This is a genomic window from Commensalibacter sp. ESL0382 (assembly GCF_009725775.1).
In the GTDB taxonomy this organism is placed as follows: Bacteria; Pseudomonadota; Alphaproteobacteria; order Acetobacterales; family Acetobacteraceae; genus Commensalibacter; species Commensalibacter melissae.
The window spans coordinates 88832-112747 of record NZ_WNII01000011.1 but is presented as its reverse complement, the minus strand read 5'-3'; the positions used below and the strand labels follow the sequence as shown (position 1 = coordinate 112747).

Below are 23916 nucleotides of genomic sequence, written 5' to 3'. Positions count from 1 at the left end.
TTTCATTATGAAGATATTGGGCGTAACAGGTGGAATGGGTATGGGTAAAACCACTGTATGTTCCCAGTTGCGTAAAGAGGGTTTCCCAGTTTTTGATGCAGACCATGTTGTGCATCAATTACAGGGATCTGATGGTAAAGCTTTACCATTTCTTGCCAAAGCTTTTCCCGGGTCAGTGCATGACAATATACTTGATCGATCCTATTTGAGGAAATTAATTTCACAGGATCGGAATAATCTAAAAAAAATTGAAAACATTATCCTTCCATTGGTTGATATGGAACGAAAAAAATTCATCCAATTTTGGCAGGGAAAAAGAAAATTATGGTGTGTATTGGATATTCCCTTGTTGTTCGAAAAAAAGATAGATCAAGTATGCACCAAAACTCTTTTGGTTAATGCACCAAAGCAAATTCAAAAAATACGCATTATCAATCGAGGTGGAATTTCATGGCAACAGGCTGAAATACTTATTTCCCATCAGCTTCCCAATAGTTTGAAATGTCAATGGGCGGATAGGGTTATTCAAACAGGATTGAATAGGGCATATACTTACATTCAGGTAAAGCGCTTGGCTATATTAATGAAGAAAGATCAATTATGAAAAAAAGGTCTGTCCTTTTTGATACGGAAACAACAGGTGTCAATCCAGATAATGGCGATCGAATTATAGAAATTGCCGCAATAGAGTTAGTCAATGATTTGCCAACAGATAATTTTTATCATGTTTTGATTGATCCAGGGCGAGATATTCCTGTTGAGGCAACACGAATTCATGGATTTACAATTGAAGATCTGCAAGGTAAGCCAAAATTCAAGGATATTGCTGACGAGTTTCTGAATTTTATTCAAAATGATCCCCTGATCGCGCATAATGCACCGTTTGATTTTAAATTTGTAAATTCAGAACTGAAATATATCAATCGTCCAACATTATCACTGGACAGAATGGTTGATACCTTACAAATTGCCCGCGCTCAATATCCATCCTCGCCAAATAGCCTGGATGCATTATGTCGACGGTTTTCAATAGATTTGTCAGAACGCACAACACATAACGCGTTGTTGGACTGTAAATTATTGTCAGAGGTGTATATTCAGCTTACGGGAGGCCGTCAGAGAGGATTGAGCTTTGATAATCAAACAAAGGAAAAAATAAGAAAAACCTATAAAAAAAATCATATTCATCAACCCGTTTTCATGAAAGCCACTGAAAAAGAATTGAAGATTCACAAGGAATTTTTGAATGAGAAAATACCAAATGCCTTATGGAATCATTTTATGAATAAAAATTGATTATTCAATAATTTAATTTGTGAATAGGTTGCATATTAAGAAAATAATCTTTTATTTTAATATACTATATTCAAATTTTGTTTTTTGATTTTATAAGTTTAGGTTAAATAGAATATTTAGAGTCAAAAGGTTGAAAATGGGCAAACGGGATTATTTGTCATTAACAAATTTATTATCATGTTTTTCCATCTGTTCAATGGGTTTATTCTATTCTCATCCTTCTTTTTCAACACCAAAACAAGATCCATATAATACCCTAACAATACAATGGGAAAATGATGCAGCCTCAACCTTGAAAGGAACGTCTGATCAATATTATACAAACGGACTTAGAATAGGGTGGACATCTCCTACTGACACGTTGCCTCAACCTGTTGCGGATATGAATACGTTTCTTTTGGGAAAGGGAATGCAACGAATTCATTGGGGATTGCAGCAGTCGATATTTACACCACGTGATACTCAATCGAGCCAGAGATTGCCACATGATCGACCTTATGCCGGGGTTTTATTAACAACCGTTAATCTTATAAGTGACACGGATGATACGAGGAGTGTGTTTGGTATTCAAGCCGGTGTTTTAGGCCCCGGAGCTATGGGACGTCAGGTTCAAAATGGTTTTCATGCCATTACTGGGGATCACAAAAACCGTGGCTGGCACAACCAGTTAAAGAGTGTGCCTGTTTTTCAGGTTCAAATGGGTAGAACATGGAGATTTCTCGCAGGGCATGCTGGACCGGTTGATTTTGATATCTTACCTTCAGCTAATGGTGCAATGGGGATTTATAGAATTTATGGGCAAATCGGTTCCCTATTCCGTTTTGGACAGGGTCTTGAAAGTGATTTCGGACCTGCAAGAATTGGTTCGGGAAATGACGGTACTGATGCCTATGTTGGAACCCGTTTTGTTAACTGGTATTTATTTGGTGGTGTAGATGGTCAGGCTGTAGCCTATAATGCCACTTTGCAAGGGGATCCCTCTAAATCACATGCGCAACATGTTTCAAAAAGATCAGATGTTGGCGAAATTCTTGCAGGGGCCGCTTTAATTATCAAAGGATATAAAATCGCTTATACCCAAACTTGGCAGACCCAAGAATTCAGGGGACAAAAAAGTGGATTATTTAATTATGGATCTGTTTCCGTATCCTTTAAATTTTGATTTTTCTCTAACGTAAGGCACGTTCCATTATTCTGCTTGGACGATAGGTAAGATAATAAAAACGTGCTGTTGCCAATACAGCAATAACAGCAAGGCCAATAGCCATGCCTGTCCACAATCCTGGAGCTTTATAGTTCAATGAAAATGCAAACCAACCACTCAGTGTATATCCAATTACCCAATAGCTTATCAAAGCAAAGATCATTGGGATTGTGGTATCTTTCAATCCGCGTAATGCACCCATCGCAACGCCTTGCATACCGTCAACAATCTGGAAAAGAGCAACAATTTTCAATATAACGACCGCGATTTCAATTGTTGATTGATTACTGACTGAATGAATATCAATAAAAAGACTGACAATGGTTTTCGGGAAAATGAAAATGATTATACCAATTAGCCCCATAAAAACAGAACCAAGACCGATAGATAAAAAACCTGAATTTTTTGCATACAAAGGTTTTTGAGCGCCAACCCAATAACTTACCCGAACATTGGCGGCCTGAGAAATGGCAAGGGGTATCATGAACGTAAAAGTGGCAAAGCTGTTGGCAATTTGATGGGCGGCAAGTGCATCGGTTCCAAGTAGTCCTGCCCGGAAAGAAGTTGCAAGGAAAAGAAGCATTTCAGCTGCTGAACTGACACAGATGGGCAGCCCCAGACGCATCAAGGGTAAAAGCAAGGACAAATCAATTTTAAAAGGATAAAGATATTGTTTTAAATTCTTTTTGCAATGGGTTACTCCAATAAATAAAATTGTTGAAACCCACAAAGTAATTGTGCTGCCAATTGCTGAACCATACAAGCCCATTTTAGGGGCGCCCCATAAACCATAAATAAAGGCTGCATTTAACAAGGCGTTGATAATTGTTGTTAAAGGTGTTATTTGCAAAAGAATTTTCGAGGCATTAAAAGCTGGTAAAACAACTCTTATTAAACCTGTTCCAACAAGAACAGGGGGCATACCCCATAAGAGAATATCCATAAAATGACTGGATTTTGCAATCATATCAGGATTTTCACCTGTCCACATCAATATAAAGTTTGTCGATTTCAAAAGAAAATAGCAGGGAATACAGAGAATTAATCCAAATATATAGGTTGTCCAATAAATTTTGGATATCTGTGAAATTCTTCTTGATCCTATATATTCAGCAATTAAAATTGCAGCTGAACTCAACGCCGATTGCAAAACAACACAAACAGTAAAAAATAACTGTGTTGTAAATCCACCGATTGCTAAGGTTTCTTTATCGACTTTTCCCAATAAAATCGTATCGGTTACACCCATAGCCATTTGACATAGTTGGGCAAATGCGATTGGTATGGCAATAAAAAAGATCGCAGAAAGTTCTTTTTTCAGAAAAGCTGGTTGAGAAAGTTGCATTATATTTATTTATGACTAATAAAGAATAAAGATTTAATTTATTGAGTGTTGTTTGGACACAATCGAATACAGGATATGAACAAGGTAAAACAATGAATAAGCCAGAAATTTCCCTATATGACAGTCGTCATCATAAGATTTTACCTTTTAAACCATTAGATTCTTTAAATATCCGTTTATATTTTTGTGGCCCTACAGTATACGATTTTTTACATATTGGCAATTTGCGTGCAATGTTAACAGCCGATATTTTGGTAAGATTGTTGCGGAAAATTTATCCTAAAGTGACTTATGTACGGAATATTACGGATGTTGATGATAAGATAAATGCCCGTGCCAGAGCCAATCATGAATCTATTCAAGCATTGACCTGTCGAACGATTGAAGAATTTCATCAAGATATGGCTTCAATGTTTATCTTGCCCCCTGATATTGAACCAAAAGCTACAGAACATATTGAAGACATACAAGAGATGATTATCAGTCTTGTCAGTCAGGGATATGCCTATGAAGCTGATGGTCATGTTCTTTTCTCTGTCCATCAATACAAGAAATATGGGAGTTTATCGGGCCGCAATCCAGATGAATTGCTGGCTGGGGCAAGAGTTGAGATCGCGACTTACAAAAAAAATCCCGGTGATTTTGTTTTATGGAAACCTTCAAATGAGGATGAACCAGGATGGGATAGTCCCTGGGGAAAGGGTAGGCCAGGCTGGCATATTGAATGTTCTGCAATGTCCCATCGTTACCTCGGTGAAAATTTTGATATTCATGGCGGTGGTCAGGATCTTATTTTTCCCCACCACGAAAATGAATGTGCACAAAGTCTATGTTGTTTTCCAGGCAGTCAGTTTGCCAATTATTGGCTACATAATGCCATGCTGTTGGTAAATGGTGAAAAAATGTCCAAGTCTCTGGGCAATTTTTTTACAATACGGGAAATATTGACAAAGCATAATCCAGAAGCATTACGGTTATTATTATTGCAATCTCATTACCGTTCTGTTTTGAATTTCACTGATGAAGCCTTAAAAGATGCTAAAAAGGTTATGGATCGTTTCTATCGCGCCTTGTTGCCTTATGAACAGAATTTTAATTCAGAAATGGATTTACCAGAATTAGTCATGGATGCTTTGGCAAATGATTTAAACACACCCCAAGCTTTGGTGTTTATGCATCAACTTGCAGATAAAGCCTTACAAGGTGATAAACATTCTGCCTTAAAATTGAAACAGGCGGGTCAACAGCTTGGCTTGTTTAATAGTCTACCAACTCAATGGTTTCAAGATATTGATAATGAAGATGAGATTAAGATCTTAATTCAAGAAAGAAATAATGCAAAAAAATCGAAAGATTTTATCAAGGCGGATAAAATACGTGACCAGCTCAAAGCTCAGGGTATCTTATTGGAAGACAGTCCACAAGGTACGACATGGAGAAAAATATGACAGGTCGTGATGGTGGTGCTGATTTGATCCCAGTTGGAAATACACCTGTCGTTATTTTGGTTCGCCCACAGCTTGCTGATAATATTGGCAGTGTAGCTCGAGCGATGGCGAACGGGGGATTGTTCCATTTGCGGTTGGTGGCCCCGCGAGATGGATGGCCACAGCCAAAAGCCTGGAGAGCAGCATCTGGTGCAGACCGTTTATTGGATCATACAAAAGTTTTCGATACGGTAGAAGCCGCTGTTGCGGATTTACAGCATGTTTTTGCAACCTGTCCCAGACCTCGTCAAATTATCAAACCTTTATTAACGGCGCGTGGTGGCGCATGTGAAATGCGGGAAATGACCAATCGTGGATTGAAAATCGGTATTTTGTTTGGGCCAGAGCGAACCGGGTTGGAAAATGAGGATTTTGTTCAAACTGATTATTGGATCCGTTATCCCTTGGATCCAAGATTCATGTCATTGAATTTATCACAAGCGGTTATGATTATGGCTTATGAGTGGTGGATGTCCACTGAAGAAACACCGGAGCGGCAGTTGCAGACTAACAAAACGCATATCGCTACTAAAGGAGAGCTGAATAATTTTATGAATCATTTGATCAGGGAGCTTGATCATTGTGGATTTCTACGCAATCAGGAAAAACGGCCAGGAATGATTCGTAATCTGTATCATCTTTTTCAAAGGGGAGAAGTGACAGAACAGGAATTACGAACCCTTCATGGTGTTGTGGCGGAATTGGTTAAGGGCCCCATGAAATAATTAAATTATTTGATTTGGGATTTGAGCGTAAAGCCAAGTTGCAACCATGCAGTTCCATTGAAGATAAGGTCAAAACCAACCATGAATCCGATAAACCACAGGCCGTTTATTGGATTGACAAAAAGAATAAACCCTAAAATCAAGCCAAGAATACCACTGAATACCAACAACCCCCATCCTTTGGTATTTTTATTGTTAAAAGCAATCATAAGACGCATGATTCCACCAAAACAAAAACAAATACCAAGAAAAATGGTAATTATAACCGAACCATTAACAGGTTCACGAATCAATAATATACCGCCAATAAGATAAATGATACCGCATAGGGCTGACCAGAGAAAACTGCTCCAATCTTTAAGATAACAGGCGTGAATGAGTTGGGCCAAACCTGTAATAATTAATAAAATTCCAATAATTATAACCATTGCAATTGTTACAAAAACCGTGTCAATTAGGCACAGAATGCCGGTAATCAAACACAATATTCCCAATCCTACGAACCATTTCCATTTTTGGGCTATTAATTGATCCATTATGATCTCCGAAAAAATATTTTATAATTTTGTAAAGCGGTTAATTGTAGTTAGTTTAATTTTTTTTATGAAATTAATCTATTTATTTATTAATAAAATCAGTCATAATTTGGTATGAACAGATAGTTAACGATATTTTTTTATTTCATTTTATAAATCATTAAGGTTCATAATGAAAAACATTATTGTTATTCTTGCCGCTACTTTTTTTATATGCACATATCCTGTTCGTTCCCATGCATATGAAAGCCATTTATCATACTGGTTCGGTCAATTTGAAAAAATTCTCTATCTACCCTCTGCTGAATATTGTTACAGATTAGGTGTAAATTATTTAACAGGTAAAGGGGTTCAGAAAAATGAGAGATTAGCCCTTATATTTTTTACACAATCTGCCAGCGGAGGATTTGCGCCAGCACAATTTGTTTTAGGTCGATTTTATGCCTTGGGTGTTATTGTGCCGCAAGATTATAATAAAGCGATTGAATGGTTTAACTATTCCGCAGGACAGGGGAATGCTGAAGCTCAGTTTTATTTAGGTAATTTGTATCAGAATGGTGAAGGGATTGAGCAGAATTATGACAAAGCGTTTGATTATTTTCATAAGGCTGCTTTGCAAGGGAATCTAATGGCTCAATCCGCTCTTGGAATTATGTATTTAGAAGGTAAGGGATGTAAACAAGATTTTTTCAAAGCCTTTCAATGGACCCGTAAATCTGCAGAACAAGGAAATAGTTTTGCCCAGTATATCCTGGGATCATTATATGATACAGGTAAAGGCACAGATTTAGATTATTTCAAGGCGAAAGAATTGTATCAGAAGTCAGCTGATCAGGGATATGAGGGCGCTTTATACAAGTTGGGAACAATGTATGAAGCGGGTCACGGTGTATTACAGGATTTTCAGATGGCTCTTTTCTATTATCATAAAGCTGCAGATCAAGAAAATACGGATGCCCAATTGCGACTTGGGGAAATATATCATGAAGGGAAGTTGGTTCCTCAAGATGAGGCCACGGCAAAAGAGTATTTTAAACAATCATGTTTAAATAGATCTCAAAAAGGCTGCGACAAATATAGGTTGTTGAATACGAAATAATTTTAAATTTTTTTTAATATTATTCAAACTGTTAATTATTTGACAATTCATTAAAGTTTGAATATATAGGCTTCTACTGCCAGAAAAGTGGTTTATCTTTATCCAAAGAAGTGATGAGGTTACTTTGTATCAAATATAAACCCGTCTTTGATGCGAGTTAAAGAACTACTGGTACAATAAAATCTAATATTGCTTTACCTCAATGCGATGTTTTAACATATATAAAGAAAGATATTTAGACGTATGAGTAAGCGTTTACAAAGCAAATATAAAATTAACCGTCGTTTAGGGGTTAATTTGTGGGGACGTGCTAAATCACCGGTTAACAAGCGTGAATATGGTCCTGGTCAACACGGTCAACGCCGCCGTGCAAAGCCTTCCGATTTTAGCGTTCAGTTAATGGCTAAACAAAAACTCAAGGGATATTACGGAAATATCAGTGAAAAGCAATTCCGTCGTTATTACGCTGAAGCATCTCGTCGTAAAGGTGATACTTCTGAAAACTTGATCAATTTGTTGGAACGTCGTTTGGATGCTGTTGTTTATCGGTTAAAATTTGCATCCACTCCATTTGCTGCACGTCAGTTCATTAATCATGGACATATTTTAGTAAATGGCAAGCGTGTTAATATTCCATCATATTCATTAAAAGATAATGATGTTGTTGAAGTTAGGGAAAGATCAAAACAACTTGCCATTGTACTGGATGCTGTTCAAAGTAAAGAACGGGATATTCCTGAATATTTAGAGGTTGATCATCGTCAAATGAAGGGTTCATTTGTTCGTACGCCAAAATTAAATGATGTTCCATATCCTGTAACTATGGAACCCAATTTGGTTGTCGAGTTTTATTCTCGTTAATCACATTTTATTTTTATACAAAAATGCCGAGCAATTTTTTTGCTCGGCTTTTGTGCGTTTATTGTTTTCAATATAAATTTAGGTCTGCTTGATGTTAGATACAGTTCAGAGTCTGGATAAAGAAATTTCCCGTCGTCGCACTTTCGCTATTATTTCCCATCCTGATGCGGGTAAGACGACTTTGACTGAACGTATATTGCATGCTGGCGGGGCTATACAGATGGCGGGAAATGTCCGTGCTAAAAGGGAACAGCGTCGAACTCGTTCGGACTGGATGAATATTGAAAAGGATCGCGGTATTTCAGTTGTAACTTCTGTTATGACGTTTGAATATGGTGGTTGCATTTTTAACTTGTTGGATACGCCTGGCCACGAAGATTTTTCTGAAGATACATACAGGACTTTGACGGCTGTTGATGCCGCAGTTATGGTTATTGATGCGGCAAAAGGGATTGAGGCAAGAACACGGAAACTTTTTGAAATTTGTCGTTTGCGCGATATACCGATTGTAACCTTTATCAACAAGATGGACAGGGAATCTCAGGATCCTTTTGAATTGCTTGATGAAGTGGCCTCTACACTGGCTCTTGAAACAACACCTTTAACATGGCCTGTGGGACGGGCTGTCAAATTTTTGGGTGCTTATGATGTTCGGAAACAAACCATGCGCCTAAAAGAGGGAATTCCAGAAACAGATGATCGTGTTATAGCATTAAAAGAAGAAGTGGAATTAGTTAAGGCTGCTCTGCCGGAATTTAATATTGATGATTTTAAGGCAGGTTTTTTAACTCCGGTTTTTTTTGGAAGTGCGATTAAGGAATTGGGGGTTCATGATCTTTTGGATGCATTGGTTGAATTTGGCCCAAGTCCACGAAATCAGGAAAGTGATCAACGTCTGGTGGCGGCAAATGAACCATCAATGACTGCCCTTGTATTTAAAATTCAGGCAAATATGGATCCAAATCATCGGGATCGTATCGCCTTTGCCCGTATTTGTTCTGGACGTTTAGAACGAGGTATGAAATTGAAACATACCCGTACAGGAAAAACTTTTGCGTTACATACGCCTCAGTTTTTCTTTGCACGAGACAGACAATTGGCAGAAGAGGCTTTTGCAGGAGATGTTGTTGGAATTCCCAATCATGGCACATTACGTATTGGAGATACCTTGACGGAAGGAGAGGAGCTTCAATTTACAGGAGTACCCTATTTTGCCCCTGAAATATTACGACGGGTTCGCCTTGCTGATGCGATGAAAGCCAAGAAATTAAAACAGGCATTAATTGAGCTTGCAGAAGAGGGCGTTGTCCAGCTTTTTAAACCACAGGACGGGTCTTCGCCTATTGTTGGTGTGGTTGGAATATTGCAACTTGATGTCTTACAGACGCGTTTGAAACATGAGTACTGCGTTGAAATAGGATTTGATACTGTATCTTTTACACAGGTCCGTTGGTTTGAGGGTGAAAAAAACAAAATTGAGAAATTTATTAATTCCAACAGAAGTGCCATTGCTGATGACATAGACGGAGATCCAGTATTTCTGGCCACTTCTGAATTCATGATGCAACGGACTGTTGAAATGCAAAAAGACTTAAAATTTCATGATATCAAACAGATCGGCATTGTTAAAAACAGCTAGTCATATCCTATTATTATCTTTATAGCTGGCCTTGATTAAATATCTGGTGGATGGAATTATTGGTTTAGGTAAAAGGGTTAAATCGGATATGCATATAAGTTCATCATATTCTGAGTTGCCTTCTTTTTGCCAATAATTATATATTTGTTGAAAATTCAAGTGTGTTTTCAGCATTATTCCGATATCGATTATTCCTTTTTCGGGATGTTGAGTTGCAATAAGAATGCGGCTATTTGAAAAAAAATCTTTTTTTAATCCAAGTTCTTCTCTTGCCTCCACAAATAATTGTTCATGCAAATTTACAGTCTTTTCTTCATGACGTGATTCCACGCTACCTGCAGGGGCACATTGCCAGTAATTGGGTAGATAAACGCTGTTACTGTTTCTTTTTCCAAGAATAAAACCATCATCGCAAAAAATTAAACCTGTTACAGCCAAAGGTTTAAGACAAAGAAATTCATTGAATTCCTTATTTTCCATTTGGGCCGAAACATATCTATATTCTGTCCAATATCCCGCTATTTGATGGGGTAATATCAAAGTAGCGGTAAATACACGTCCATTAAACAATTTTGGGTATAATCTTTTTTTGGCAACCCATAAATTTTCAATCCGTTTTTCAAGATTTATAGATAATTCAGTTTTATAATCTATCAGTTTTACGGAACATTCTGGGTATAAAGCAAATGTTTTCCATTCCATTTTATTATCTTTGAATGTCATAACGGAAACATTTTTGGCTGGGAGACCTGGATTCGAACCAGGGCTGACCGGGTCAGAGCCGGTAGTTCTACCGCTAAACTATCTCCCAATATATTTAATGTGGATGCTTATATCATGTAAAAAATTATAAAACAAGGGTATGGTAAAATAAATTAATTACAAAAATTTTTAGTTATTTTAATAAAAAAATCCAAATTAATAATAAATTGTGTTAATATTAAGGAGCTATACAAAAAATAAGGAATTAACTTTGACTGGATAAAGTAATTAGGGCGTAAATATGTTTGCGGCATTGGATTTAGGCACAAATAATTGTCGTCTGCTGATCGTGTCATCTGATCGTGGCAGGTTGAGAATTGTTGACCATTATAATCGAGTAGTTCGATTGGGTGAGGGATTGTATGAAACAGGTCAGTTGAGTCAAGCTGCCATGGAACGTACAATGGTTGCGCTCCGACATTGTGCATCCAAAATTGAAGGTAAAAGATTTTCCGCCTTTTATGCTGTCGCTACCGAAGCTTGTCGACGCGCCTCAAATGCTGATCATTTTCTTAGTCAGGTTTTATATGAAACAGGACTGAAAATTAAGGTTATTTCACCACGGGAAGAGGTTGAGCTGGCTTTGGCCGGCTGCAATTCATTTTTATATGACAATGTGTTGAAACGTAATAAGACTAAGGCACTATTATTTGATATTGGAGGTGGTTCCACTGAAATTGCATGGGTTAAAATTGATTTTGCGCGACGAAAATATATTTTGATTGGATGTTTCAGTATACCTGTTGGCATTCTTACGTTAAGGGAGCAATTCAATATTGCCACTTTGCAGAATTACTATCAAATGTTTGATTTTGTTTTATCCAAGGTCATGGAATTCGAGGCCATTCACCGTATTCAGGCAGAGATTGTAAGAAATCAGGTTCAATTCATAGGGGTAAGTGGAACTATAACCACCCTTGCAAGCATTTTGTTAAATCAAAACAAGTATAATCGTGCGGCGATTGATGGTTTGTCTTTGCAAACAGCCCAACTTAAGGAAATAATCAGGACTTTGCTAGATCAGAAATTCAAAGAGACTGAAATTCTTTCTGACCGATATAAAAAAAGAATTCATTATCTTTTACCTGGATGCGCAATATTTGATGCCATACATACCTTGTGGCCCGCCAATGACATTGTCGTTGCCGATCGGGGTATTCGGGATGGAATAATTGCCAAAATGATGACAAACAAGTTAAGAAACTATTATAAAAATCATCATTATTTGTTAAACCAGTAATAAATTTAATTAATCAGTATAATTAAAGTAAAAACTATGAATAAAGATAATGCGAATTCGAATTCGCGCAAAAAAAAGAAATCGCGTTTTGATACTGGATTGACGGTTACCTTAAAAAAAACAAAAGGACGTTCAACATCTCAACAAAGATGGTTGACGCGTCAGTTGAATGATCCTTATGTAAAAGCTGCGCAACAGCATGGCTGGCGGTCCCGTGCCGCTTATAAGCTGATAGAGTTAAATGATAAATTTCATTTTTTAAAAAAGGGGATAAAGGTTGTTGATCTGGGTGCAGCGCCAGGAGGATGGTCTCAGGTTGCGGTATATCACAAGGCATCCAAAGTTGTGGGTATTGATTTGTTGCAAGTTGAACCAGTTATGGGAGCTGATATTTTTCAGGGAGATTTTACAGAGCCCCATAATCTTGAAGTTTTACTGGATAAATTAGAGGGTAAGGCGGATCTGGTCATGTCTGATATGGCCCCTAATACGACAGGACATGCAGCAACGGATCATATAAGAATAGTTAATTTGACAGAACAGGCTTTGGACTTTGCAATAAAAATTTTAAATTTGAATGGAGTTTTCATTGCCAAAGTTTTCCAGGGGGGAAGTGAAAAATTGATGTTAAATAACCTCAAGCGATCCTTTAAAATTGTAAAACATGCAAAACCTCCAGCAAGTCGTAAGGAATCCAGAGAGTTATATGTGATTGCTACAGGGTTTAAAGGGAATAATTCCGAAGATAAATCGTGAATGTGTTGATAAAATTTCAAGGATAATTTGATTTTGTCACTATTTGACACAAAATTGATTTTTGACTTGTCTAATCACAATTTTTTAGGTATGAAGAATTGCCAATAATTGGAACCCGATTTTTTTTTCGGTTATCCCTTTTTATCTTTAATTTTCTAATTTTTAATAAAGGGTACCATAAATGGCACATTCTTCTATTTCCCAAAAACATATTCGAGAAGCCCTTGCTTTTGATGATGTTTTGATTATTCCAGCAAAATCTAATGTATTGCCTAATCAGGCTGATGTTCGGTCCAATTTGACCCGATCTATCCGTTTGAATATACCCTTGATTTCATCAGCCATGGATACAGTAACAGAATGTGCAATGGCCATTGCTATGGCACAAAATGGAGGAATAGGGGTTATTCATAAAAATCTATCCATTCAGGAACAGGCCAATCAGGTCAAGCAGGTAAAGCGCTTTGAATCGGGAATGGTGGTTGATCCGGTAACTGTTCATCCTGAACAGACTTTAGAAGAAGTTATTGCAACAATGAAACGCCATAACATAAGTGGACTCCCTGTTATTGAAAAAAATACGAATCGGCTTGTTGGTATTGTCACGCATCGTGATGTCCGGTTTGCAACAAATGCAAAACAACCCGTTGCGGAGTTAATGACAAAAGATAACCTGGTTACAGTCAAAGAGGGTGTGAGTCCCGATGAAGCTAAAAAACTGCTTCATCAAAATCGTATTGAAAAATTGCTTGTCGTTGATAAAAATGATTGTTGTGTCGGAATAATGACTGTCAAGGATATGGAAAAATCAGTCGTTTATCCTTTGGCCAACAAGGATCAATATGGTCGTTTACGTTGTGCTGCTGCCACAGGTGTTGGTGAGGACGGATATAAACGGGCTGTCACGCTTATAGAGGCTGGTGTTGACGTTTTGGTCGTAGATACGGCACATGGACATTCCCAGGGTGTTTTGGACTCGATAGGGCGCCTCAAGAAAAATTATGCTGACGTTCAAATTATTGCGGGAAATATTGCGACACCAGAAGGTGCTCAAGCATTGATTGATGTTGGCGCTGATGCAGTAAAAGTTGGAATTGGTCCAGGTTCAATCTGTACAACCCGTGTTGTTGCAGGGGTAGGAGTTCCCCAATTTTCGGCAGTAATGGAAGTGTCTGAAATTTGTCATGCTGCCAATATTCCTTTAATAGCAGATGGTGGAATTCGCACGTCTGGCGATATTGTTAAAGCTATCGGTGCGGGTGCAGATGTTGTCATGATTGGATCTTTACTGGCAGGTACTGATGAAGCTCCTGGTGAAGTATTTCTATATCAGGGACGTTCCTATAAATCATACCGCGGAATGGGAAGTCTTGGTGCCATGGCTCGTGGATCTGCTGACCGTTATTTTCAACAGGATATCAAGGAAAGCCATAAGCTTGTTCCTGAAGGCATTGAAGGGCAGGTACCATACAAAGGGGCGGCAGAAGGAGTTATACATCAGATGGTTGGCGGCTTGAAAGCAGGTATGGGATATACTGGCAATGCGACGATTGAAGAAATGAAAAAAAATGTTCAGTTCCGTAAAATTACGGGAGCGGGATTGAGGGAAAGCCATGTTCATGATGTTGTAATTACGCGTGAAGCGCCTAACTATCATCATAATTAAATAATAAATTTGTCTATCAGATATTTAAGTAAAGACGTATGACCCCTTCAGCACAAATATCGGCAGTGATTGAACTGCTTTTAGCTATTCAGAAAGAAAAATATATTCCGGCAGATTCAACAGCCAATCGGTTTTTCAGGCGGCGCCGTTATATTGGAGGAGGGGATCGTCGTTTTGTTTCAGGCAAAGTTTGGGAAATTTTACGTTGTTACCGAAAGTTGGAATGGTGGCTGAAAAGAATAGGTAGTCCGATCAATCCTCGTATGATGGTCGCAGCTTATTTGGTTTTGTCAGGAAATTCTATACCTAAAGTGCATAATTTTTATTCGGGTGAAAAATATGCTCCATTATTGTTAAATAGTAACGAAATTTTATATTTGCAATCTTTGGTAAACAAACCGTTTGTTTCCGATGAAATGTCCAAAGCGGTAATTTATGAAGTTCCAGATTGGGTATATCCTATCATAAATGGCCAATACGGGGATCAGACAGAAAAAGAACTTTCAACGTTGTTGGAACCAGCCACTCTTGATTTGCGCGTCAATTTTCTAAAAGTGGAAGATCGATATAAGGCTAGGGAGATTCTAGCATCTGAAAATATACAAACAGAATTAATGAATATTTCTCCATGGGGATTGAGAGCGCAAGGAAGACAATCCATAACATCCACAAATGCTTTCAAAAATGGTCTGGTTGAAATTCAAGACGAAGGTAGCCAATTAATTGCACTCATGACCGGTGTTAAATCGTCAATGCGTGTCCTGGATTATTGCGCGGGAGCCGGAGGTAAAACGTTGGCTATGGCGATGATGATGGAAAATAAGGGGCATATTATTGCATCAGATATTTTTCCCGCTCGGTTAAATGCCGCTCAAAGTCGTTTGCGAAGGGCAGGTGTTTTTAATTGTGAAACCCATATTTTTGCTGAAGATGCAAAATGGTTAAAAAGGCGTGTTGAAAGTTTCGATCGTGTTTTGGTTGATGCACCTTGTAGCGGTACCGGAACTTGGAGACGTAATCCTGATGCGCGTTTAAAGTTTAAGGAAAATGATTTATTGGAACTTGTTGAAAAACAGGCCCACATTCTTGATTCTGCAGCGAGAATGGTAAAAAAAGGTGGAAGATTGATATATGCAACCTGTTCAATATTACGTCAGGAAAATCAAGATCAAATCAATAATTTTCTGGAAAGAAATAACAATTTTTCACTCGTAGAGCCTGATACGATTCCAGAATTGTTACCCAAAGAATTCATGAAGAAAACAAGTTTTCAATTAACACCAGCGCAAAATCAAACGGATGGTTTCTTTTGCACGGTTATGGTGAAGAATTAATTTATTTCTTTCCTGTAAAAATAATTAACAACATATTCCATGGTTAATCCCTGAATTAAAACGGTTAACACTACGCACCCATAACATATGAGCAGGATTTCATTTTTTGGAAATATATTGGGGAGAGATAAGGCTATTGCCAGGGAAATGCCTCCTCTTAGTCCTCCCCATGTTAGAATGGAAATCAAACCCTTCGGGTTTGAATCCTGATATAATAATACAAAACCACTTAGACTGAGGGCTATGAAACGTGTAATTGCCAGAAATGGAAAAGCCAGGAATGTGATAACCAGAATATGATAACTGAAAGGGATGATGACAATCTGCAACCCAATTATCAAAAATAGCATTGTGTTGAGGATTTCATCAATTACATGCCAGCAGTAAATAACCGAATCACTTTTTTCCGCAGGCTGTTTTTGAAGATGGTTACCGATCAATAAACCGCTTGCCACAACTGCAATGGGACCTGACATGTTAAGATCACTTGCGATAGAAAAGGTACCTGCCGCCAAAGCCAGTGAAAATAATATGGTAATTTCGTTGTGGGACAATCGTCTGATTATAAAAATAACAATGGTGGCGGTTATAATACCCAGAAGACCACTGCCAACAATCTCTTTTATGCTAATCAAGAATAGACTGGTTGTGGATGGGGTCTTTTGATGAATGATTACGGATAAAAATGTTGTAAAAGCAATTAAAGCTATACCATCATTGAAAAGACTTTCTCCAGCAAAAATTGCTTGTAACCGTTTGGAAAGGCCTAGTCTGCCGAACATACTGATAACTGAAACCGGATCTGTCGGGGCTATAATAGCGCCTAGGGTGAGACACCAGAGTAAAGAAATGGGAATAGAAAATAGATAAAACAGAACCCAAAAAACAAGACCGAGAAATAATATCGATAATAAAGTGCCAATAATTGTCAAGGAAGCAATATTATAGCGAGCTTTCCACAACTCATGTAATGAAATTTGCAAACTTCCTGCAAAAAGCAGAAATGCTAGAGCACCATTGAGAAGCAAAGTGGGAAAATTGATTTGTGAGATAATTTTCTGTGCAAATGAATATCCGGAAACAAATGAAAGGAAATAATCCGAGATAAACAGGATTATTGAAAATATGAATGCGGCAATCATGATCCCTATGGTCATGGGAAGTTTGAGATATTTCAGATTAATTGCCCCGCAAATTGCGGTAAGAAGAAACAATAAAGAAATAAGGGTCAGTATACTCATGTTAATTTCCCTTTATTATCATAGATATAATTTTAGGGTAATTTGAGTTTAAGTAAATTATTTTTGAGCTATAAAATTGAAAATTTTTGTAATTTTTAGTTAAAAATTATTAAAAATTAACGTAATTTTGAGTATAAAGATACTAATCTCTAACTTCATCCTTATATGTAATAGGGATATGGTTTTAAAAGAAGGGTAAATTCAATGACAGGCATTCATCCTGTTTTAGTGGTTGATGATGATCCAAAGTTAATTGAAACGCTAACCGAACAATTGCAAGAAAATCAGGAATTTGAGGTTTCAAGTGCCTTAACGGTAAAAGAGGCCAAAAACAAAATTCTGGATTCTGATAAGCATTATGATGCAATCATATTGGATGTGATGCTTCCAGATGGCGATGGATGTGATCTATGTGCCTATTTACGTAAGGAAGGTTGCAGAACGCCCATTATCATGCTGACGGGTTCAGATAATGAAGAGGATGTTGTGAGGGGGCTTGATGCAGGCGGTAATGATTATGTATCAAAACCATTTCGCATTGCCGAGTTACTGGCAAGATTAAGGGCACAGATGCGTATTTTTGCTAGTAGTGAGGATGCTGTTTTCACAATTGGCAATTATATTTTTCGTCCGTCTGCAAAGTCGTTGCAGGAACAGGATTCAAATCGTCGGATCCGTTTAACTGAAAAAGAGGCTGCCATACTCAAATTTTTATATCGGTCAGGATCAAGACCAGTACCAAGACAAGTTTTGTTGAATGAGGTTTGGGGATATAATTCAGCGGTGACAACCCATACACTTGAGACCCATATTTATCGTTTACGCCAAAAAATCGAGCCTGATCCTTCGAATGTAACCCTTCTGATAACTGAGGCTGGTGGATATCGGCTGAGCTCAATTTCTGATAAAAAAGAAGAATAGTTATTTATTTTAATTCAAGCATGATTGGGACATGATCAGAAGGTTTGTCCCAGTTTCTAGCCTCTTTAAAAACCTGAATTGTTTTTAGGTGTGATCGTAGATCTGGGGAAATCCATAAATGATCCAATCTTCTTCCCCGGTTTGACTTTTCCCAGTTACGGTTTCTATAAGACCACCAGGTATATAGTTTTTCGTGGGGAGGAATTATTTCACGCATTGCATCAATATAACCCGTATGTAACCATTGATTGAGTTTTTCAGTTTCAATGGGTGTATGACTGACAATTTTCAATAATTGTTTGTGGTTCCATACATCATTTTCCAAGGGTGCAATATTAAAATCACCTACAAGAATTGAACTGGTCTCCTTATTTTGAGAAAACCATTCTTTTGTTTCTGTCAGGAAATCTAATTTATGTTTGAATTTTGGATTTATAGTTGGATCAGGTTCATCCCCACCTGCAGGAATATAGAAATTATGAAGGTTTATTTTTTTATTTTTATAATTGAATTGAACTGAAATATGTCTGCAGTCACTTTTACCGCACCATTGTCTGGTATTGGAAACATGGTATCCTAATGGATGTTTTGATAAAATACAAACGCCGTTATAACTTTTCATTCCTTTAAAAAGACAATTGTGAAAACCGAGCAATTCTATTTCAGATCGGGGAAAAAGAGGATCAGGGACTTTTGTTTCCTGAAGGCATAAAATATCGGGATTTGCTAATTCTATCAGTTGTTTTAACAAGGGCAAGCGTAACCTTAATGAATTAATGTTCCAACTAATAATACGCATATAGAAATTTCAAATTTGAAAGGGGAAAATGATTATAATTTAAAATAAATTCAAATTAAGAGAAGAAGGTCAATTTAGGAATTTAATCAGTAAATGTCCAGTAAAAAATAAATAAATCTTAATATTGAAAATTGTGGATAATTACATTATTGAAATTAAAATTTTCATTTTGTCCACTATTGGACTTGACAGTGATTTTAGGGTTTGTGATAAATTAGTTAAAAATATTGAATAATTCCATGTAACAATAAAAATGATTAAAAATCAATGAGTTATATTAATTGCTTAAAAATTAGGCAAAATATATAAGGGCTTGATAAACTGCCTTTTACATCCATATATTAGATATTCATCCATAGAGTTATCCACAAGATCAGTGGAGAAGTAAGATAAGTCTTAGAAAATAAAAGGATAACAGAACTTATTTGTGATGATGGTAAAAAAAATGCAATGAAACTTCATGATTACAAACCTTTGGATTCGTATAAGGGAACAAAAGCAATTAAGCATGCTTTAAAAACAATGCCCAAAACGGCAGGGGTTTATCGTATGCTTAATGAAAAAGGGGAAGTTTTATATGTTGGTAAAGCAAAAAATTTAAAAAAACGCGTATCCTCCTATACACGCTTGACACAATTGACCGAGCGTATACGTAAAATGATTTTGCAAACGACTTCCATGGAAATTATAACAACCTATACGGAAGCTGAGGCTCTACTACTTGAAGCCAATCTGATTAAAAGTCTTAAACCACGATATAATATTTTGTTGAGGGATGATAAATCATACCCCTGGTTAGTTATAACAAAAGAAAAATGGCCTAGAATTGATAAACATCGGGGAAAAATATCCAAGAGAAATTATTATTGGGGGCCGTTTGCTTCGGTTGGGGCAGTCAATCAGACTCTTGAGCTTTTACAGAAAATATTTCTGTTAAGAAGTTGTGAAGACAGTATTTTCAATTCCAGAAAGCGTCCATGTTTGCTTTATCAGATCAAACGATGTTCTGGTCCTTGTGATAATCGTGTTAGTAAAACAGATTATGATGATCTCATAAATCAAGCAAAATCATTTCTTTCTGGAGAAACAAACATTATTCAGCGGCAATTGGCTAACGAAATGGAAAAGGCGTCAGAACAATTGGATTTTGAACGTGCCGCGGTGATGCGTGATCGTATTCGGGCCTTTACCTATGTTCAAACAAATGGAGTAATTAATCCTGCTACAATTGACAACGCTGATATAATAGCATTTGCGCAAAAAGGTTATCTAACCTGTATTCAGGTGTTTTTTATTAGGGGGGGAAGAAATAATGGCAATCGTGCTTTATTCCCGATACAAACAGAGGATCAAAGCCCCGAAGAAATTTTGGACGCCTTTTTGGGACAATTCTATGAAAATAAGCCGCCGCCATCACAAATATACATGAATATTAAATTATCTGACCAAGCGCTGATGAGTAAGGCATTAAGTATGAGGGCATCGAAAAAGGTAAGCTTGTATGTACCAAAAATAGGGGAGAAAAGGGCAGTTGTTGATCATGCGGTACATAATGCCCATATGGCGCTTGATCGGAAATTGGCTGAAACTGCATCACAAACAAAATTATTAGAACAGGTTCGTGATATTTTTCATCTGTCTGATATTCCGAAAAGAATTGAGATTTACGATAATAGTCACATAATGGGTACCAATGCATATGGGGCAATGGTTGTGGCTGGACCTGAAGGTTTTATCAAGTCTGGTTATCGTAAATTTTCAATTAAATCTGATATCACCCCTGGAGATGACTTTGGTATGATGCGTGAAGTTTTATTCAGACGTTTTAACAAGGGTAAAATTGCTGATTGGCAGAATTTCCCTGATTTACTGTTAATAGATGGTGGTGCGGGACAGTTTTCGGCTGTTGATGCAATTTTGAAAGAGCTCGGGATTGAAAATGTCGCCTTGGTCAGTATTGCCAAAGGACCGGACCGGAATGCAGGGAGAGAGTGGTTTTTTACACGTGATCAAAATCCTTTTCAATTGTCCGAAAGAGATCCTGTTCTGTATTATCTGCAACGATTAAGAGATGAGGCGCATCGATTTGCCATTACCACTCATAGAGTGGGAAGATTAAAAAGCATAGAAAAATCCGAACTGGATTCAATTCCGGGTATAGGTAATAAGAGAAAACGTAATCTACTAAACCATTTTGGTTCTGCCAGCGCCGTTAAAGAGGCCAGTGTTGCGGATTTAGAAAATATTCCAGGTATTAATAGAGTATTGGCTGAATCAATATATGATTATTTTAGACCTGGTGTATATAAGTAACAAATATAAGAAAATATATATTTTTTATTCCATTTTTTTTATAAAATGTTAAATAACTATTTTGATAAATGTTCAGCCGTGATCCTAAATAGAAATGTTTTATAATTTACCTAATTGTCTTACCTTGTCCCGTATAATTATAATACCATTGGTGGCTGTTCTTGTAATGGTTCATAAGCCGGTAACAGATTTATTGGCCTGTATACTATTTATTATCGCTGGTATTACGGATTATTTAGACGGTAAGCTTGCCCGTGCATGGCAACAGCTTTCCGACTTTGGAAAAATGTTTGATCCCATTGCGGATAAATTACTGGTAGGTATCATATTGATTGTTATGGCTGGTTACGATCGTCTTCCATACGGTGGACTGATTCCTGCAATGATTATCTTGGCAAGAGAAATACTGGTCAGCGGATTAAGAGAATATCTTTCCTCTTTCGAGATCAGCCTACCTGTCACAAAACTGGCAAAATGGAAAACAACTTTTCAAATGGTGGCTATTGGTTTTTTACTTGCTGGAGATAGCAGTGCAGAATTATTGAACATTAACTGGTTTCCGGTTAATGTTATCGGATCGATATTATTATGGATTGCGGCAATTTTAACTATGATTACGGGTTGGGGTTATATTCATACGGGTATCAGATTTATTAATAAAACGGATTTTTAAAAAGCTTATATTTGAATTTTATCTTGTTGGATATGTATTTTTTTAAATTATGTATCATCAAATTTTTAAAACGGATGGAGAACAATCATGCGGAATTATGCTGCACTTATTACCACATTTTTGATATTAAGTGGGTGTTCCGGGATAGATAAATTTTTTGATGATACCGTTTCTTTACCAGGAAATAATCCCGAGGCTCCAGAAGGATATGCGGAAAATATGCAAAGGGTAAAAGGCAATATGGCGATAGCTACAACCCCTTTGTTACCTCAAAGTGAAAATATTTGGCCCTCTCGTCCTCCTGCATTACCTACGTTGAGTGATGTTGCGAGTGATGATAAAAGTTTCTCCCTATCAGATTACAGTAGAGCGGCAGGTGGTGATGTAGACAGCGTAACGCATGATCAAATCAATAAGCAATCTGTTCCTGTTGATTTTCCAGAAGATGGTAATCTGAATGTTGGGGAACAATATCAGATCAAAAATGGAATGACGGATTTCATCAATGGAAGGCTGCCTGACTCAATTAAGGATCAGGGAGCGAAATATATTGAAAAAGGTAAGGACGCCCCAGTAATCGTTCCGAATGGGGATGGAACCAGTACCATTATCAATTCCAGGGGTGTTGTAAAGATTATCCCGGATAGCCAATTGCCGACATCTAAAAATGAAAGTAAAAAAGGTAAAAATAAATCATCAAAAAATGATGGTGAAAATTAATATTCATGTTTGATCACATCATATATTGAATTAGTTAACAAGGATAATTCTTCAGGTGTTATGGTGAAAGAGGGTGTAAGATAAACGATATTTCTGAAGGGACGTATCCATACATTTTGTTGGATAAATTTTGTCTTTAGACGGTTTAAGTTTGAAATATTGTATAACTCAACAACGGCAACGGCCCCTTTTACCCTAACATCCTTGACATTTTTTAAATTTTTACATTGTGTCAATTCTTTTTTCATTTGTCTTTCAATGGAACTGACTGCATTCTTCCAATTGTATTGATCAAAAACTTCCAAGGATGCATTGGCAGCGGAACAGGCCAGGGGATTGGCCATAAATGTTGGTCCATGCATCAGGGCATGTTGATCACTATCAGATAAAAACCCGTCAAATATATATTCTTTCGCAATGGTTGCAGCCAATGCCATAGTGCCTCCACTTAATGCTTTCGAAAGTGTAATAATATCCGGAATGACATCTGCCTGTTCACAGGCAAAAAAACTTCCCGTTCTGCCAAACCCGGTAAAAATTTCGTCAAATATCAATAAAATTTCAAAATGATCAGCTTGTTTTCGCAAAAATCTTAAAACTTCTGGAGAATGAAATAACATGCCTCCAGCTCCCTGTATCAAAGGTTCAATTAAAATTGCAGCAATGGTTTTATGATGCTTTTCTAGAAACTGAATGAAATCCTTTTGTTTCTCCGAGGTATCAGGCAAAGGAATGTTGTATTGGTGGGGAATAATATTCTTGAATAAATTATGCATTCCTTCTTCAGGATCACAAACCGCCATTGTCGCCATGGTATCACCATGATATCCACCATGAAAAGAAATGATTTTGTTTTTGATATTGTTATTTTGGTTTAACCAGAATTGGGCTGCAATTTTTAGTGCCACTTCCACAGATACGGAGCCTGATTCAGAAAAAAAAACTTTGTTTAAATCTCCAGGCAACAGGTTTGCCAGATGTTTTGCCAAATCAATTGCAGGTTGATGAATAATGCCACCAAACATAATATGAGGCATTAGTTCAAGTTGTTTTTTTACCGTTTTGATAATATGTGGGTGATTATACCCATGACAGGCTGTCCACCATGAAGCAATACCATCAATCAATTTGGTGCCATCATTTAGGATAATTGTACTTCCATGCGTGGCTTTTGCAACAATTGGGGCATTACAATTATTCATTTGCGTATAGGGTAACCATATATTTTTTAAAGTTGAATGAAACATGGGATTTTGCCTATAATTGTTAAGATAGAGTTTGCATAACTAAACAAAAATT

At 37.1% G+C, this 23916-nt stretch carries 22 protein-coding genes and 1 tRNA gene; 16 read left to right on the top strand and 7 right to left on the bottom strand.

Annotated elements, in window-relative coordinates:
- Positions 1–7 precede the first annotated feature (7 nt).
- The 3 genes from coaE to GM552_RS04760 all read left to right on the top strand — a co-directional run bounded on the left by coaE (position 8) and on the right by GM552_RS04760 (position 2458).
- A complete protein-coding gene (gene coaE / locus GM552_RS04770) occupies positions 8–604 on the top strand; it encodes a dephospho-CoA kinase (protein ID WP_122123632.1) in 597 nt (198 codons plus the stop codon).
- The gene (gene dnaQ, locus GM552_RS04765; RefSeq protein ID WP_155565507.1) at positions 601–1296 is read left to right on the top strand and encodes a DNA polymerase III subunit epsilon; all 696 of its coding nucleotides are present in this window, start codon (positions 601–603) and stop codon (positions 1294–1296) included. The genes coaE and dnaQ overlap by 4 nt, the downstream gene beginning before the upstream one ends.
- A 136-nt stretch (positions 1297–1432) precedes the next feature.
- Positions 1433–2458: a lipid A deacylase LpxR family protein gene (locus tag GM552_RS04760; protein WP_155565506.1), complete on the top strand. Its 1026-nt coding sequence runs from the start codon at positions 1433–1435 to the stop codon at positions 2456–2458.
- A gap of 7 nt (positions 2459–2465) precedes the next feature.
- Here the strand turns inward: GM552_RS04760 and GM552_RS04755 are convergent, their stop codons facing one another.
- Positions 2466–3845: an MATE family efflux transporter gene (locus GM552_RS04755; protein ID WP_155565505.1), complete on the bottom strand. Its 1380-nt coding sequence runs from the start codon at positions 3843–3845 to the stop codon at positions 2466–2468.
- A gap of 92 nt (positions 3846–3937) precedes the next feature.
- On the opposite strand from GM552_RS04755, the gene cysS reads away from it, so the two are divergent.
- Together cysS and GM552_RS04745 are read left to right on the top strand one after the other, a co-directional pair.
- On the top strand, positions 3938–5293 hold the full coding sequence (gene cysS / locus GM552_RS04750) for a cysteine--tRNA ligase (protein ID WP_155565931.1): 1356 nt from the start codon (positions 3938–3940) through the stop codon (positions 5291–5293).
- The gene (locus GM552_RS04745; protein WP_196424250.1) at positions 5290–6057 is read left to right on the top strand and encodes an RNA methyltransferase; all 768 of its coding nucleotides are present in this window, start codon (positions 5290–5292) and stop codon (positions 6055–6057) included. The genes cysS and GM552_RS04745 overlap by 4 nt, the downstream gene beginning before the upstream one ends.
- Before the next feature lie 5 nt (positions 6058–6062).
- Here GM552_RS04745 and GM552_RS04740 read toward each other — a convergent pair whose 3' ends face one another.
- The gene (locus GM552_RS04740) at positions 6063–6593 is read right to left on the bottom strand and encodes an HdeD family acid-resistance protein (RefSeq protein ID WP_110438050.1); all 531 of its coding nucleotides are present in this window, start codon (positions 6591–6593) and stop codon (positions 6063–6065) included.
- A 172-nt stretch (positions 6594–6765) separates the two neighbouring features.
- On the opposite strand from GM552_RS04740, the gene GM552_RS04735 reads away from it, so the two are divergent.
- The 3 genes from GM552_RS04735 to GM552_RS04725 all read left to right on the top strand — a co-directional run bounded on the left by GM552_RS04735 (position 6766) and on the right by GM552_RS04725 (position 10192).
- The gene (locus GM552_RS04735; RefSeq protein WP_155565504.1) at positions 6766–7692 is read left to right on the top strand and encodes an SEL1-like repeat protein; all 927 of its coding nucleotides are present in this window, start codon (positions 6766–6768) and stop codon (positions 7690–7692) included.
- Between the two features lie 243 nt (positions 7693–7935).
- Complete coding sequence (rpsD, locus tag GM552_RS04730; protein ID WP_110438048.1) at positions 7936–8553, top strand: 30S ribosomal protein S4; 618 nt, start codon at positions 7936–7938, stop codon at positions 8551–8553.
- Between the two features lie 91 nt (positions 8554–8644).
- Positions 8645–10192, top strand: coding sequence for a peptide chain release factor 3 (locus GM552_RS04725; protein WP_155565503.1), 1548 nt, complete (start codon positions 8645–8647; stop codon positions 10190–10192).
- Here GM552_RS04725 and GM552_RS04720 read toward each other — a convergent pair whose 3' ends face one another.
- Entirely contained in the window at positions 10193–10894 is a 702-nt protein-coding gene (locus GM552_RS04720) for an NUDIX hydrolase (protein ID WP_155565502.1), read from the bottom strand.
- A 35-nt stretch (positions 10895–10929) separates the two neighbouring features.
- A tRNA-Gln gene (locus GM552_RS04715) sits at positions 10930–11003 on the bottom strand.
- A gap of 192 nt (positions 11004–11195) precedes the next feature.
- Between GM552_RS04715 and GM552_RS04710 the strand changes: the two genes are divergently transcribed.
- The 4 genes from GM552_RS04710 to GM552_RS04695 all read left to right on the top strand — a co-directional run bounded on the left by GM552_RS04710 (position 11196) and on the right by GM552_RS04695 (position 15950).
- Entirely contained in the window at positions 11196–12194 is a 999-nt protein-coding gene (locus GM552_RS04710; protein WP_155565501.1) for a Ppx/GppA phosphatase family protein, read from the top strand.
- 36 nt (positions 12195–12230) lie between these two features.
- A complete protein-coding gene (locus GM552_RS04705) occupies positions 12231–12950 on the top strand; it encodes an RlmE family RNA methyltransferase (protein ID WP_155565500.1) in 720 nt (239 codons plus the stop codon).
- 181 nt (positions 12951–13131) lie between these two features.
- Complete coding sequence (gene guaB / locus GM552_RS04700; RefSeq protein WP_155565499.1) at positions 13132–14616, top strand: IMP dehydrogenase; 1485 nt, start codon at positions 13132–13134, stop codon at positions 14614–14616.
- 38 nt (positions 14617–14654) lie between these two features.
- Positions 14655–15950 carry an RsmB/NOP family class I SAM-dependent RNA methyltransferase gene (locus tag GM552_RS04695; RefSeq protein ID WP_155565498.1) on the top strand — a complete coding sequence of 432 codons (1296 nt, stop codon included), beginning with the start codon at positions 14655–14657 and terminating at the stop codon, positions 15948–15950.
- On the opposite strand, the gene GM552_RS04690 is transcribed toward GM552_RS04695, so the two are convergent.
- On the bottom strand, positions 15947–17191 hold the full coding sequence (locus GM552_RS04690) for a sodium:proton antiporter (protein ID WP_155565497.1): 1245 nt from the start codon (positions 17189–17191) through the stop codon (positions 15947–15949). The two genes, GM552_RS04695 and GM552_RS04690, sit on opposite strands and share 4 nt — an antisense overlap.
- 204 nt (positions 17192–17395) lie before the next feature.
- On the opposite strand from GM552_RS04690, the gene GM552_RS04685 reads away from it, so the two are divergent.
- Positions 17396–18112, top strand: coding sequence for a response regulator transcription factor (locus GM552_RS04685; protein ID WP_110438040.1), 717 nt, complete (start codon positions 17396–17398; stop codon positions 18110–18112).
- A gap of 4 nt (positions 18113–18116) precedes the next feature.
- Here GM552_RS04685 and xth read toward each other — a convergent pair whose 3' ends face one another.
- Positions 18117–18911 (bottom strand): exodeoxyribonuclease III, encoded by a 795-nt coding sequence (xth, locus tag GM552_RS04680; RefSeq protein WP_155565496.1) that lies wholly within the window; start codon positions 18909–18911, stop codon positions 18117–18119.
- A 450-nt stretch (positions 18912–19361) separates the two neighbouring features.
- On the opposite strand from xth, the gene uvrC reads away from it, so the two are divergent.
- From uvrC to GM552_RS04665, 3 genes are all read left to right on the top strand, one after another.
- The gene (gene uvrC / locus GM552_RS04675; RefSeq protein ID WP_155565495.1) at positions 19362–21224 is read left to right on the top strand and encodes an excinuclease ABC subunit UvrC; all 1863 of its coding nucleotides are present in this window, start codon (positions 19362–19364) and stop codon (positions 21222–21224) included.
- A gap of 94 nt (positions 21225–21318) precedes the next feature.
- Positions 21319–21897, top strand: a complete 579-nt coding sequence (pgsA, locus tag GM552_RS04670; RefSeq protein WP_155565494.1) for a CDP-diacylglycerol--glycerol-3-phosphate 3-phosphatidyltransferase — start codon at positions 21319–21321, stop codon at positions 21895–21897.
- 87 nt (positions 21898–21984) lie between these two features.
- Complete coding sequence (locus tag GM552_RS04665; protein ID WP_155565493.1) at positions 21985–22617, top strand: hypothetical protein; 633 nt, start codon at positions 21985–21987, stop codon at positions 22615–22617.
- On the opposite strand, the gene GM552_RS04660 is transcribed toward GM552_RS04665, so the two are convergent.
- A complete protein-coding gene (locus tag GM552_RS04660; RefSeq protein WP_155565492.1) occupies positions 22614–23864 on the bottom strand; it encodes an adenosylmethionine--8-amino-7-oxononanoate transaminase in 1251 nt (416 codons plus the stop codon). The genes GM552_RS04665 and GM552_RS04660 overlap by 4 nt on opposite strands.
- Between the last annotated feature and the right edge of the window lie 52 nt (positions 23865–23916).